Here is a 13767-nt window from a genome sequence, read left to right as displayed (position 1 = left end):
CCTTAAACCTTAAATTTTTAAACCAATTAATAATTATTATTTATGGAAATGCAACAGTTTTATTATGACAACAAAATTGTAAAGAAATTCATTTATGCAACCATTGTCTTTGGTGTTGTGGGAATGTTGGTAGGGCTAATTTTAGCTGCTATGTTTCTTTTCCCAAATATGACCGACGGAATTTCGTGGTTGAGTTTTGGTAGATTGAGACCTTTACATACGAATGCTGTGATTTTTGCCTTTGTAGGAAACGCAATGTTTGCGGGGACTTATTATTCCTTACAGCGTTTATTAAAAGCGAGAATGTTCAGTGACTTTTTGAGTAATTTGAATTTCTGGGGATGGCAATTGATTATTGTTGCTGCAGCGGTTTCGTTACCCTTGGGTTATAGTACTTCAAAAGAATACGCTGAATTAGAATGGCCAATAGATATTGCCATAGCTTTAATTTGGGTCGCTTTTGGTGTGAATATGATTGGTACCATATTAAAAAGGAGAGAGCGTCACTTATATGTTGCCATTTGGTTTTACATTGCTACGTTCATTACTGTCGCAGTTTTACATATATTCAATAGTTTGGAATTGCCAATTTCTATGACCAAAAGTTATTCTGTATACGCAGGAGTTCAAGACGCTTTGGTGCAATGGTGGTATGGTCATAATGCAGTTGCATTTTTCTTGACTACACCATTTTTAGGACTGATGTATTATTTTGTTCCTAAAGTGGCTAATCGTCCCGTGTACTCTTACAGACTTTCGATTGTACACTTCTGGTCGTTGATATTCTTATACATTTGGGCTGGACCTCACCATTTATTATATACAGCTTTGCCTACTTGGGCACAAAATTTAGGTGTAGTATTTTCTGTTATGCTTATCGCTCCATCTTGGGGAGGAATGATCAACGGACTGTTGACCTTGAGAGGTGTTTGGGATAAAGTACGTGAAGAACCAGTATTGAAATTCTTCGTTGTAGCTATCACTGGATACGGTATGGCAACATTTGAAGGGCCAATGTTATCGCTTAAAAATGTAAATGCTATAGCGCATTTTACTGACTGGATTATTGCCCACGTGCACGTTGGAGCTCTAGCTTGGAACGGATTTATGTCGTTTGGTATTATTTATTGGTTGATTCCTCGAATGACAAAAAGCACTTTGTATTCTACAAAATTGGCTAATTTCCACTTTTGGATTGGAACTTTAGGAATTATCCTTTATGCTTTACCAATGTATGTGGCTGGATTTACACAAGCTTCTATGTGGAAACAATTCAACCCAGACGGAACGTTGACTTATGGTAACTTCCTTGAAACAGTAACTCAAATTATGCCAATGTATTGGATGAGAGCTATTGGAGGTACATTATACTTAGTTGGAATGTTGGTTTTGGTTTACAATATTATCCAAACTGTTAGAGCTGGTGAAACTGTTGAAGATGAATTAGCTGAAGCTCCTGAATTGAAAACAATTAGCGCAGGAAGATTAAAAGGTGAAAAATACCATGCTTGGTTAGAAAGAAAACCAATCCAATTGACTGTTTTTGCCTTAATAGCAATACTTATTGGTGGTATCATTCAAATCGTACCAACGATTATGGTGAAATCAAACATACCTACAATTTCAAGCGTTAAACCATATAGTCCATTAGAATTGGAAGGACGTGATTTATACATCCGTGAAGGTTGTGTAGGTTGTCACTCTCAAATGGTTCGTCCTTTCCGTAGCGAAGTGGAACGTTATGGGCCACAAGGAAAAGCTGGGGAATATGTTTATGACCATCCATTTCTTTGGGGGTCAAAACGTACAGGTCCAGATTTATTGAGAGTAGGTGGTAAATACAATGACAACTGGCATTTCAATCATTTCTGGAACCCACAAAGTACATCTGCGGGTTCAATTATGCCAGGGTACAAATGGTTGTTTGATAATGAGGCAATGGACGTCTCAATGACTGAAAAGAAAATGAAAGCTATGCAAACGCTTGGTGTTCCATATTCTGATGAAGAAATTGCGAACGGTCAGAAAGATTTAAGAGCGCAAGCTATGAAAATTGAAGAAAGCTTGAAGTCAGATCCTGACTTTGTAAAAAGTTACGATGAAAGCAAGAAAAAAGCTGAAGCTAGAGGTGATAAATTTGTGCCAATGAATGAAAGAGAAATTGTAGCACTAATTGCTTACATTCAAAGACTTGGGACAGATATCAAAGTGAAAGACAATTCTAAATAATAGGAATTATGTTTGAGCAAATTAAACACAATATGGAGAACATTGCAGGAATTGCAATATTTCCAATATTATCATTAGTCATTTTCTTTGCCTTTTTTGTTGGACTAGCCATTTGGGTTTTTGGATACAAAAAAGATAAAATTGAGGAAATGAGTCAAATTCCTTTGAACGATTAAAAAAAATAAAAATTAAATTTTCAAAATAGATATAAAATGAAAAAATTAATCCCCTCATATATAAGAGTCTTAGTCATTTTCTTTGCAGTCTTTGCTGCAATGGAATTTTTCATAGACTCTGGAGATAAGCCTGCTTTTATCAAATTTCCAATGGTGGCGCTGTTCTTGCTAGTTTTTCTTTTCCTATTGATTGCAATAGAAGTTACAGTTAATGCTGTCGATACAATTACATATCACTTGTTGACAGAGGAACAAAAAGCAAAATTGGCTGAAACTAATGAATTAGGTTTCGAAGATAGCGCAATCTTTAAAAGCGTTAAAAATTTCCTTTTCAAAACCAAACAATCTGATGATGAAGGTGAGTTATTGTTAGATCACGATTACGATGGTATCAAAGAATTAGACAACAATTTACCACCTTGGTGGGTGTATTTGTTTTATGCTTGTATTGTTTTTGCAGTTGTTTATTTAGTTCGATTTGAAATTATGGGTGGCGCCGACCAAGAAACTGAATTGAAAAATGAAATGGCACAAGCGCAAATCGAAATTGCTGAATACAAAAAGAATGCACCAGATACTATGGATGAAAATTCAGTTACGCTGCTTACTGCTGCTGGTGATTTAGCGGCTGGTAAAACAATTTATGAGGCGAATTGTGTGGCTTGTCACCGAGCAGATGGTGGTGGGCAAATCGGACCAAACCTAACAGATGACAAATGGATTTTGGGCGGTGGAATAAAAAATATTTTCCACACTTTGGTCAATGGTGGTCGTGATGGAAAAGGTATGATTTCTTGGAAAGGAACTTTGAAACCGAAACAAATGCAAGAAGTTGCTAGTTATGTGATATCATTGCAAGGAACTAATCCTAAAGATCCTAAAGCGCCAGAAGGTGAAGTTTGGGTTGATCCAGATGCAAAAACTACTGCAGCTGCGCCTGCTGCTAAAGATAGTACCACAGTAAAATAATAGAAATTGTCGATAAATATAAATTTAACAGATCCTGATTTATTTCAGGATTTGTTTTTTGTGTCTCATTAAGAATTTTGGTTTAAATTTGTTAGGGTAGATTTCAGTCAAAAAGGAATGATGCTCTAGCTCATCCAAACCAGTTTTTCGATTTAAGTACAATTTTTTTTGAGACTATGTAACATAAGTTTCAATGCGATTGAATTCAAAATTTTAATTTTAGACTTTTAAATATAAAAATTCCAACAATGTCAAAATTACCAGACGAAGCCTTCAGAGATACCATCGCGACCATTGATGCAGAGGGGAAAAGGAGATTTATCTTTCCTAAAAAACCTTCTGGAAGGTTTTATGATTATCGCAAATGGGTGAGTTATTTCTTGCTCCTGATTCTGATTGCCAATCCTTTCATCAAGATTAATGGCAATCAGTTTATGATGTTCAATGTTTTGGAAAGAAGGTTCAATTTGTTTGGATTCCCATTTTGGCCACAAGATTTTTATCTATTTGTGATTTCTATGATTGTCGGCGTCGTTTTTGTGATTCTTTTTACCGTTATTTTTGGACGAATATTTTGTGGTTGGATTTGTCCGCAGACCATATTTTTAGAGATGGTTTTTCGCAGAATCGAATTTTGGATTGAAGGGGATCGTGGGGCACAAATTCGTCTCGAAAAGCAAGATTGGGATGCTGATAAAATCAGAAAAAAAGCCCTGAAATGGTCTATTTTTCTCATCATTTCCTTTTTTATTGCCAATGTTTTTCTTGCTTATCTTATTAGTAGTGACGAATTGCTAAAAATGATTTATGAAGGCCCAGAAAATCACATCAGTACCTTAATTTCACTTTTTATATTTACTGGAGTGTTCTATTTTATTTTTGCTTGGTTTAGAGAGCAAGTGTGCATTATTGCTTGTCCATACGGCAGATTACAAGGTGTTTTATTGGACAACAAATCGATCAATGTGGCATATGATTTTGTTCGTGGCGAAAAAGAAACAGGTAGAGCCAAATTCAATAAGCAAGAAGACCGGTCAACTACTGGCAAAGGCGATTGTATTGATTGCAAGCAGTGCGTTCACGTTTGCCCTACAGGAATTGATATTCGAAATGGAACTCAACTCGAGTGCATTAATTGTACCGCTTGTATCGATGAGTGTGATACTATAATGGAAACTGTTGGATTACCTAAAGGGCTTATTCGGTATGCATCTGAAGATGAAATCGAGAAAAATTCTAAGTTTCAGTTCACTACTAGAATGAAAGGTTATACGGCTGTGCTGTTTATACTCATTGGGATCTTAGTTGGATTGTTGTTTTTACGTACTGAAGTTGAAGCCGTATTTTTGAGATTACCAGGTCAATTATTTGAGCACAAAGGCGAAAATATTAGTAATATTTATACTTTTAAAGTCTTGAATAAAACCAATAAGGATTTTAATGCTATTCATTTTAAATTGGTTGGAATCAAAGGCACTTTGAAAGTGGTAGGTGAGCAAGAAATGAAAGTGCCAAAACAAGGGATGAAAAGTGGTACTGTATTTATCGAAATCAATAAATATTTATTAGAATCAGACAAGACTAAACTGGAAATTGAAGTTTTCGATGGTGATAAAAAAATTGAAACTAGTAAAACAAGCTTTTTGAGTCCTAGAAGTTTTGACTAGTGTTATTGACCGCAATTCCTTAGGAAGGAGATTGAACTAATGAGGTATAGCAAACATTAAAACTGCCATGCCGCATACTAATTGAAAATAAAAAACATCAACATATGAAAATTAATTGGGGGACGGGAATTGTTATTGCATTTGCATTATTTATTTCTTTTATATTGTATTTCATTATCAAAGTACAATCCAATTCAAAATACGATAACGAGTTGGTTTATGAGGAATACTACAAGCAAGACGCGAAATTCGGTGATGAAATGGTTCGTGTGCAAAACGCAAAAGATTTGGCTGAAAAGCCCAAAATAACGAATGATGTGCTGGGAATTACCATTTCTTTTCCCAGAGTTTTTGTTCCTAAAGACATCAAAGGTAAGGTTACATTTTATAGGCCATCCAATAAAAAATTTGATTTCGATGTTCCGATTTCAATTACAACCCCTCAAATGACTATTCCTAAGGACAAGTTGCTTGTAGGTCGATGGAACATTAACATGGAATGGCATTATCAAGGAAAAGCCTTCCTTACAAAAGAAACTATTTATATTCAATAAATTGAGTTGTGAGTAACAAAATAGGAGGAAAGTAGTATTGCGTGTTTTGAAAATGTATCAGCTCCCAACTCCCAACTTCTAACTTCTAACTTCTAACCTCTAACCTCTAACTTCTAACCTCTAACTTCTAACCTCTAACTTCTAACTTCTAACTTGATAATGCTTCTAACGGCTTTCATCTTCGGTTTAATCAGTAGTTTTCATTGCATCGGAATGTGTGGTCCTATTGCATTGATGTTGCCTGTAGACAGAGATAATCAAGCCAAGAAAGTAACTCAAATTCTGACCTATCATATTGGGAGATTATTGGCTTATGCTAGTATTGGTTTGGTTTTTGGTTTGGTTGGCCGAGGATTGTATTTGGCAGGATTTCAACAAAAAATGTCTATCTTCATTGGTGTGGCAATGATACTTGTTGTATTGATTCCGGAGCGTGTTTTTGCAAAGTATAATTTCTCTAAACCAGTATTTCGATTTATTTCAAAAATCAAGTCGCGTTTGGGAAGTCAGTTCAAAAACAAAAGCTACAAATCCTTGTTTACGATTGGATTTTTGAATGGTTTTTTACCTTGCGGAATGGTGTATGTCGCTTTGTTTGGTGCCATAGCAATGCAAAACGAATTGTTTGGTGTTTTGTATATGATTTTGTTCGGATTGGGTACAGTTCCTATGATGAGTAGTGTCGTATATCTCAATTTATTTTTGACGGTTCCTGTTCGAAATAAAATTCAAAAAATCATTCCAATTTTTGCGATTATTATCGGAATTTTGTTTATCTTTAGGGGGTTAGGACTTGGCATTCCTTATTTATCTCCTTCAGATATAAGTTTGTTCGTTCAACCAAGTCCAAATTGTCATTAATTATTAATAAACTCTTATATAATTATGGAAAACCAAGATCTGCTACACGTAACACCTGAGGTTCAGGAAAAAATCGACAAATTAGTAAACGAGAATGATCATTTTGCAGCGTTATTTGAGGAATACCTTAACACTAAACATGAGGTAGCTTTAATCAAATCCGACCAAGTTGTAACCACAGATGAACATTTGAAAGAATTAAAAGTTAAAGTCCTTCATTTAAAGGATGAAATATATTCGATATTACGGAGATAATGGCAAAAAAAATCTCGCTAATTTCATATTAGCGAGATTTTTTTTTGAGATCAATTTTCTTTTAGATAGTCATAGAAAAAAGCTTCGTTCCAGGCGCTTTTCTTTTTAGCCTGAGATCAAAAGCCATACAAATGTTGCGAACAAAAGGTTTTCCTGCGTCTGTCACTTTGATGCTGTTTTTCTCAATAATAACAAAGCCGTCATTTTCCATTTCTTTCAATTGAATTAGAATTTCAACTACTTCTGAAATGTAAAGTGCTTTGTCTTCCCAAGAGGTTTCAAAATGACACATCAAGTTCAGAATATGTCTTCGTATTATTAGATCTTCATCTGTCAACAGATGACCTCTGAAAATAGGAAGTTTGTCCTTTTTTAGTAATTTGTAGTACTCTTCTAATTCTTTGACATTTTGGGCAAAACTGTACCAACTATCGCTAATCGAGGACACACCAAGCCCAATCATTAGTTGTGTTTTAGAAGAGCTGTAACCCATAAAGTTACGGTGTAATTGTCCTTTATCGAAAGAGTCATACAAGCTATCGCTTTTAAGTGCAAAATGATCCATACCTATTTCGTAATATTCATTTTCGAAAAGCAAATCTTTGCCCACTTCATAAAGTTTACGTTTGGTTTCGTCTTTAGGGATATCTTCGTCATTGAAACCGCGTTGTCCATTGCCTTTTATCCAAGGCACGTGAGCATAACTATAGAAAGCCAATCGATCGGGTTGCAACGAGTTTGTTTTTTCGATGGTATCAATAACATCATCTATTTCTTGAAATGGCAAGCCAAAAATTATGTCGTGACCTATAGAAGTATAACCAATTTCTTTTGCCCAAAAGGTAACTTTTGCCACATTATGAAAAGGTTGAATTCGATTGATCGCTTTTTGAACTTTTTCGGAATAGTCTTGCACTCCAAAACTCACTCTTCTGAAACCTAAATCATACAATTTCTGCAAATGAGCACGAGACGTATTATTAGGATGGCCTTCGAAACTAAATTCGTAGTCTTTCGCTTTCTCAGCATAGCAGAAAATACCATTTATTAAATCCTCTAGATTTTTTGTAGAGAAAAAAGTAGGCGTTCCACCACCCAAATGAATTTCTTTGATGATTGGTTTTTCTTCAAGAATGTTACAGTACAAAGTCCATTCTTTTAGAATAGCTTCGATGTACGGATGTTCAACATCGTGGTTTTTAGTAATTCGTTTATTACAGCCACAAAAAGTGCACATACTTTCGCAGAAAGGTAAATGGATGTATAAACTTAGTCCTTCTTTCGAATTGCTTTCTGTAAAAGATCTTTTTAAAGTATCAATCCAGTTTTGATAAGTAAAATCAGACTCATCCCAGTAAGGGACAGTTGGATAGCTAGTGTATCTTGGTCCGGGGACATTGTATTTTTGTAGGATTGAATTTTTCATAGAAAATGTTATTTTTCAATAATCAAAAGTAGTATGCAATTGTTAAAATTAAAATGATAATTATCATATTCCATTTTTATGCAAAAAAAAACCTCATTCATTTAATTTTGAATGAGGTGATTTCACTATCATTTATTTGTTTTAGGCGTCGTTCAACTTCCTTAGTTGTTTGAGTTTATCCTTCAAAAGTTCCATTTCTTCCTTGTGCTTTTCAATGTTTTTTCGAACTTCAAGCACAATAGAATTTTCTTTTTTAGCATTTCGTGTATTGGTGAAAAACTGAATATTATTTTCTAATTGGAATATTTCGTTTTTGATTTCATCGATTTTACGCATTAGGAAAATTTTCTCTCCTTCAAGTTTTCGAGTATCATTATTCTCTGATAATTGATCCATACGGTTTGAGAAACGCATCATTTCAGATTCTTTTTTGCTCAAACTTAATTTTTCAAACAAGGCATCGAGCAACTTGTTGAATTTTCCTTCGATATGTCTTCGACTGAATGGTACTTTTCCGAATTTTTTCCATGTTTCGATGTGTAATTTTATAGCATCTAAATCGGTTTTGTGATCACCTGTCATTTGGAACTCTCTCAATGTTTCGAGATAGGCTTTCTTGCCGTCGAATGCTTGGATTTCCTCGCTATTCTCCTCATTTTTTTGCTCTTTTAATTTGTCAAAATAATGATTGCAAGCGTCTTTAAACTCGATCCAAATTTTATCAGAGTATTTTCTAGGAACGTGACCTATTTGCTTCCACTCTTCTTGAATTTGTTTCATTATAGGAGTGGTAATAGCAAAATCAGTGCTTTCTTGAAGTTCTTTGGCTTTGGCAACAAGCGCTGTTTTACGACTTAAATTATTGTTTTGGTCTTTTTTAATGTCTTTGTAGAATGAATTTTTGAAAGAATTAAAATTTCTAACAGCCGTTTTAAAAGCCGCCCAAGTTTCTTCGTTGATTTCTGATGGTACTTTTCCAGCTGCGAAAAAAGCAGTTCTCAAAGCTTCTACTTTTTCTATTTGTTGTAGCCATTGCGCGTGCGCATTGACTTTTTCAGTTGCCAAAACTTCTATATTGGCAATGATTTCTTTTTTCTTTTCTAAATTTTCAAGCTCGGTTCCTCTCATTTTTTCAAACAAAACTTCACGTTTGTCGTGCATTTGTTTGGTCAAATCGCTAAATTTATTCCAGATTTCATCGCGATGTTCTCTCGAAACAGGGCCTATTTCTTCTTTCCATATTTTATGTAAATCCTGCAATTCTCGAAACGCTTTGTTGATATCAGCTTCGTTTACCAATTCTTCAACTCGGGCTATGATTTTTTGTTTTTGTTCTAGGTTGTGTTTGAAATCAAGGTCACGAGCTTCTCGATCTAAATGTAAATAATCGTAGAAATTTTCAACGTGAAAATGATAATTATTCCAAACGTGGTTGTATTTGTCTTTCGGAATTGGTCCGGCATTTTTCCAACGCTCTCTTAATTCATTAAAGTGTTTCAGAGTATCTTTAATGTTTTCCTGCGGATTGATAAGCTCTTTCAATTCTTCGACGATTGCAAGTCTATTTTCTAAGTTTGTTTTTAGATTGGTTTGCAAACTTTTGAAATGAGCGTTTTTATTCTCTTTGAACAAGGTATAGTATTGGTCAAATTGCGATTTCAAGGGCGAATGATATGAGAATTCCTCAGTAGGATTCGTGTTCTCTGCTAAGAACTCTTCTTTTTTCTCTTCAAGAAGGTGGTAGTATTTGGCTAAGAATGATTTTTTTATTTCCTCAACATGATCCTTTACCGACATCACTTTTTCATTGGTAACCAAACTTTTCAATTCGGTGATAAGAGACTCCAAGGAAAGCGCATCATAATTCAACATTGGGATATCGTGGCGTTCTTTTAGGGTTTCGTCTTCGCTTTCTTCGGCATTAGTGCCAACGATGGCTTCAATGATAGTTTCAGTTTCCGAAACTATCGGATCAGCAATTGGTGCTGCTTCCGGGACGATGGTTTCAAAGGGGGCGTCTTCAGTAGGAGTTGTAGCTTCAATTTCATCTGAAACAGCGATTACTTCAACGATTGGCGCTTCAATTTCTATTGCTTCAGCAGGTTCTGAAGTGGTTTCAGTATTTTCAATTGCCAAATCGATTGTGCTAGTTTCAGCAGCTTCGATTTCATCAATAGGTTCGACTTCAGATTGTAGGATTTCAATCGAATTGTTTTCTAAATTTCCATCTGCTTCAAGCAGGTTATCATTCTTTTCTTCTAACATTTTTTGAATGTTTAAGGGTTCGTTTTTTTTTGAATGCGAAAGATAGTAAAGGTTGGTCAAAATTCAAAGGAATTCTCTTATTTATAGTTGTTTTATGTTGGTCGGCGAGTTTCTTTTGACATTCATTTATGCTTAGCAATGTAGACTTTCAAATCAAATAGTTACTAATTTTTGAAAATATCGAAGGTAAATGTATTGAAAAGTCTTATTCGTTAAGAATCTTTTAATTTAAGAAGTGTCAAAAAAAGAAGCCTCGTGCAATTATAGTTTTTGGGCTAAAGTATGCAGTTGTTGTTTGCGAAAGTGTTTAGAGTAAAAGCTTTAGAGAAAGTTTTTTGTTCGATCGTCTTGTCGTTTTTAACCAAAATTAAATTCTAATTTTAAAAAGTGTAGTTTACGACAATTGTTGTTCGGAATGAATAATTCAACGGCATAACAATAAAATAGTGCGATTTATGGTTTTTTGAGTAGCATCCCGTAAAAACGGGACAGGCTTTGGAAGCGAGAAAAGCTCAAACTTTTGCAGGAGAAACTCGAAGTAAAAGTGCTAGAAAAACGCGAAAAGAAGCCTTTTTTGCCCAAATGTCCTTGTTGTAAAACGGGCAATTTGCACCGAATAGCGGTTTTCGACCAGCGTGGTCCGCCGACTTGGTATCTTGGCGATAGCCAAAGCTCTATTCCCTGTAAAAACTAATTTATGGGTAAGGGATTTTATGCTCACAAGTGAAGGAAAACACCGAAAAACCAATGAAAATCTACTCCAAAAAAAAGAGGCTCACTTGCAACTGAACCGCCAATTTCTTGTAGGTGCTGTTATCGGCTGTGGCTTTGTCTTTCGTTCTGCTATTTGTGTATTCTGTCCTGTGTGTCAATATTATCTCTTTTATGGATTACAATAGTCGCAATACGTTGGGTCTTCGGTTGTTTTTTTATTTGGATACATTTCTTCTTTTGTGAATTTGCACTGTTGGCAGACATAAATATAGCTTAGTGTTGAGTTTGTCGGTGAACCACACAAGCTGCATTCAAGTCCCTTTTTAGCGTCTGTTATTCCAAAACCTGGTGTTTGACATTGAGGGCAAGTTGATTTAATTTTTTTCACCAGTTTTTGTGTTGCTTGTTCAATCACACTCATTCGTGTAGGGTTATACATAGCTCTCATATCCGTTTCTGCATAAACTGAATTGTATTTTGAGAAAAAATGGTTGAATGATTTCTGCAAAATTTCACTTTCGGTTATCCCTTTATGTATATCCGTATTTTCATCTTTTGAATTTCTAAGAATTAAACCGTGTGCTGGAAAACCAACTTGTTCGGCAAACTCAAAAAGTTCTTTTTGAGTTTGGATTTGTCTACCATTAAAATTGGTTGAGGTGCTTAATTCTCTAACTATAACTTCTAAGTTGTTTTTTGTGTCAATAAAAATTAAAAATTCATCGTCAGCACTTACAAAAAACATCGATGGGTGAGGACCAAATGAACCCTCACTTGCAATTCCTAAATCACAATTGTTTGCCTTCATTGCTCGCAGACATTTTTCTCTTGCCGTTGAAATAGGGTCAAGTTCTCTTTCTACTTCGCCTGTAAATGTTCCCAAAGCATCCGTATCAAAAGTTTCATCTGTAAAACAACTTACTCCTATTTCCTTTTCGAGAATTGGTGCAATCACTTGCTCTTTTTGGTGCTTGGTTGCGATGATTATTTTTCTGTTTTGAAACATTTTTATTTTAAATTATTTTGATTTCGTTAGCGCTAATCCCTTTTTTGTTTCGTCAAATTTTCCATTGTCATAAACTAAATTACCATTTACAAATGTATGGGTCACTTTTGTTTGAAAAGTTGTTCCTTCTAATGGCGACCAACCACATTTGGATAAAATATTAGTCTTATCAACTGTCCAGCTTGAATTTAAGTCAACAATAGTTAAGTCCGCAAAGTAACCCTCTCGTATGAAACCTCGTTTTTCTATGCTGTAAAGTGTTGCTGGATTATGACACATTTTTTCAGCGATTTTCTCTAATGAAATAAGTCCTTGTTTGTAGAACTCAAGCAAAATGTTTAAAGAATGTTGAATTATAGGTGCCCCCGACATTGATTGAAAATAGGGTTTTTGTTTTTCGTCCAATGTATGAGGTGCGTGGTCTGTAGTTACGATGTCTATTCTATCGTCTAACAAAGCTGTTAAAAGTCCTTTTTTGTCCGTTTCAGTTTTTATCGCGGGGTTCCATTTTATTAAAGTTCCCAAACGCGCGTAGTCTTTGTCAGAAAACCACAAATGATGAACCGAAACTTCGGTTGTTACATTTTTCTCTTTTAGAGGAATGTCATTTCTAAATAAATGTGTTTCTGCTTCAGTCGTCAGGTGCAGAATGTGAAGTCGAGCTTTATGTTTGTTGGCTATGTCAATTGCTCTTTTGGTTGCTTCATAACAAGCTTTTTCGTTTCTAATAATTGGGTGAAATTCAATAGGCACATTCTCTCCATATTTTTCACGATATATGTTTTCGTTCTCTTCAACTATTTGTTCTTTTTCAGAATGAATGGCGATGATTGATTTGCAGTTTGCAAAAAGTTTTTCCATCGTTTCTGGATTGTCGGCAAGGAGGTTGCCTTTTTTTGTGAAGTAAAGTCCGTCATCTGAAACGCCTAAAAGTTTGGATGTGTCAAGCTTAATAACTTCGTCAAGATTGTCGCCATTCACACCTAAAAAGAAACCGAAATTGGCTATAGATTTTTCAGATGCAATTCGATATTTTTCATTTAAGATGTCAATTGTTAATACATTCGGAAATGTATTTGGCATATCAATAAAAGAAGTCACACCGCCAGCAATAGCAGCTTTACTTTCTGTGTAAAGGTCGCCTTTATGTGTTAAACCAGGCTCACGAAAATGAACTTGTCCGTCTATAATACCTGGAAATAAATACTTGCCTGTCCCGTCAACTACTTTTACATTTTTGTGGTCGATTAGTTGTCCGATTGAATGAATTAAACCATTCTCAATAAGTAGGTCAGCAACGGTTATTTGTCCCTCATTTACGATGCTTATATTTTTGATTAGCGTTTTTTCTGTCATTGTAAATTGTCTGTCTGTTTCGGATCTTGCCATTACCGCTAACGTTCCCAGGCTTTGCGAGGTTGCGGACTAAAGAAGCCGAAACTTTCGGTTAAACACAGAACTCAAAGATACAAAACCGACTTTAAATTTAGCCCAAAACCCGCAATCTTGCAAAACCTGTGTGTGTGCCCTGCATCCGCAGGACACACTCTGTAGTGTCGAAGGAAAATTCGAAAATACAAATTTCGGATTAAGAATCAAAATTATGGAGTGTTATTTTTCTAGAGGGTGCAAGTCCCTTATGGGC

11 protein-coding genes are annotated in these 13767 nt (G+C 35.2%); 7 read left to right on the top strand and 4 right to left on the bottom strand.

Annotation, left to right across the window (positions count from 1 at the left end; genetic code table 11):
- The first annotated feature begins 42 nt into the window (after positions 1 to 42).
- From ccoN to ACIQ1E_RS05675, 7 genes are all read left to right on the top strand, one after another.
- Positions 43 to 2229: a cytochrome-c oxidase, cbb3-type subunit I gene (ccoN, locus tag ACIQ1E_RS05705; protein ID WP_396169511.1), complete on the top strand. Its 2187-nt coding sequence runs from the start codon at positions 43 to 45 to the stop codon at positions 2227 to 2229.
- A gap of 8 nt (positions 2230 to 2237) precedes the next feature.
- Complete coding sequence (locus tag ACIQ1E_RS05700; protein WP_396169509.1) at positions 2238 to 2405, top strand: CcoQ/FixQ family Cbb3-type cytochrome c oxidase assembly chaperone; 168 nt, start codon at positions 2238 to 2240, stop codon at positions 2403 to 2405.
- Between the two features lie 36 nt (positions 2406 to 2441).
- Positions 2442 to 3374, top strand: coding sequence for a cbb3-type cytochrome c oxidase N-terminal domain-containing protein (locus ACIQ1E_RS05695; protein WP_396169507.1), 933 nt, complete (start codon positions 2442 to 2444; stop codon positions 3372 to 3374).
- A 248-nt stretch (positions 3375 to 3622) separates the two neighbouring features.
- Positions 3623 to 5041, top strand: coding sequence for a cytochrome c oxidase accessory protein CcoG (ccoG, locus tag ACIQ1E_RS05690; RefSeq protein ID WP_396169505.1), 1419 nt, complete (start codon positions 3623 to 3625; stop codon positions 5039 to 5041).
- A gap of 104 nt (positions 5042 to 5145) precedes the next feature.
- The gene (locus tag ACIQ1E_RS05685) at positions 5146 to 5595 is read left to right on the top strand and encodes a FixH family protein (RefSeq protein ID WP_396169503.1); all 450 of its coding nucleotides are present in this window, start codon (positions 5146 to 5148) and stop codon (positions 5593 to 5595) included.
- A gap of 159 nt (positions 5596 to 5754) precedes the next feature.
- Positions 5755 to 6456 (top strand): sulfite exporter TauE/SafE family protein, encoded by a 702-nt coding sequence (locus ACIQ1E_RS05680; protein ID WP_396169501.1) that lies wholly within the window; start codon positions 5755 to 5757, stop codon positions 6454 to 6456.
- A 24-nt stretch (positions 6457 to 6480) separates the two neighbouring features.
- Positions 6481 to 6711: a YdcH family protein gene (locus ACIQ1E_RS05675; protein ID WP_396169500.1), complete on the top strand. Its 231-nt coding sequence runs from the start codon at positions 6481 to 6483 to the stop codon at positions 6709 to 6711.
- A gap of 61 nt (positions 6712 to 6772) precedes the next feature.
- On the opposite strand, the gene hemN is transcribed toward ACIQ1E_RS05675, so the two are convergent.
- The 4 genes from hemN to ACIQ1E_RS05655 form a co-directional block, all read right to left on the bottom strand.
- Positions 6773 to 8137 (bottom strand): oxygen-independent coproporphyrinogen III oxidase, encoded by a 1365-nt coding sequence (gene hemN / locus ACIQ1E_RS05670; RefSeq protein ID WP_396169498.1) that lies wholly within the window; start codon positions 8135 to 8137, stop codon positions 6773 to 6775.
- 141 nt (positions 8138 to 8278) lie between these two features.
- The gene (locus ACIQ1E_RS05665; protein ID WP_396169496.1) at positions 8279 to 10402 is read right to left on the bottom strand and encodes a DUF349 domain-containing protein; all 2124 of its coding nucleotides are present in this window, start codon (positions 10400 to 10402) and stop codon (positions 8279 to 8281) included.
- 883 nt (positions 10403 to 11285) lie between these two features.
- On the bottom strand, positions 11286 to 12122 hold the full coding sequence (locus ACIQ1E_RS05660; RefSeq protein ID WP_396169494.1) for a DUF6671 family protein: 837 nt from the start codon (positions 12120 to 12122) through the stop codon (positions 11286 to 11288).
- Positions 12123 to 12134: 12 nt separating this feature from the next.
- Positions 12135 to 13478: a dihydroorotase gene (locus tag ACIQ1E_RS05655; protein WP_396169569.1), complete on the bottom strand. Its 1344-nt coding sequence runs from the start codon at positions 13476 to 13478 to the stop codon at positions 12135 to 12137.
- Between the last annotated feature and the right edge of the window lie 289 nt (positions 13479 to 13767).

The sequence above is a fragment of the Flavobacterium sp. genome, from assembly GCF_044348915.1.
Classification (GTDB): Bacteria; Bacteroidota; Bacteroidia; order Flavobacteriales; family Flavobacteriaceae; genus Flavobacterium.
Note: the sequence above shows the minus strand (reverse complement) of the source record. Positions and strands in the feature narration are given on the sequence as shown.

Excerpts from the sequence above, each read along its gene's own strand:
- ccoN (WP_396169511.1), top strand. The coding sequence starts at position 43 with ATGGAAATGCAACAGTTTTATTATGACAACAAAATTGTAAAGAAATTC.
- ACIQ1E_RS05700 (WP_396169509.1), top strand. The coding sequence starts at position 2,238 with ATGTTTGAGCAAATTAAACACAATATGGAGAACATTGCAGGAATTGCA.
- ACIQ1E_RS05695 (WP_396169507.1), top strand. The coding sequence starts at position 2,442 with ATGAAAAAATTAATCCCCTCATATATAAGAGTCTTAGTCATTTTCTTT.
- ccoG (WP_396169505.1), top strand. The coding sequence starts at position 3,623 with ATGTCAAAATTACCAGACGAAGCCTTCAGAGATACCATCGCGACCATT.
- ACIQ1E_RS05685 (WP_396169503.1), top strand. The coding sequence starts at position 5,146 with ATGAAAATTAATTGGGGGACGGGAATTGTTATTGCATTTGCATTATTT.
- ACIQ1E_RS05680 (WP_396169501.1), top strand. The coding sequence starts at position 5,755 with ATGCTTCTAACGGCTTTCATCTTCGGTTTAATCAGTAGTTTTCATTGC.
- ACIQ1E_RS05675 (WP_396169500.1), top strand. The coding sequence starts at position 6,481 with ATGGAAAACCAAGATCTGCTACACGTAACACCTGAGGTTCAGGAAAAA.
- hemN (WP_396169498.1), bottom strand. The coding sequence starts at position 8,137 with ATGAAAAATTCAATCCTACAAAAATACAATGTCCCCGGACCAAGATAC.
- ACIQ1E_RS05665 (WP_396169496.1), bottom strand. The coding sequence starts at position 10,402 with ATGTTAGAAGAAAAGAATGATAACCTGCTTGAAGCAGATGGAAATTTA.
- ACIQ1E_RS05660 (WP_396169494.1), bottom strand. The coding sequence starts at position 12,122 with ATGTTTCAAAACAGAAAAATAATCATCGCAACCAAGCACCAAAAAGAG.
- ACIQ1E_RS05655 (WP_396169569.1), bottom strand. The coding sequence starts at position 13,478 with ATGACAGAAAAAACGCTAATCAAAAATATAAGCATCGTAAATGAGGGA.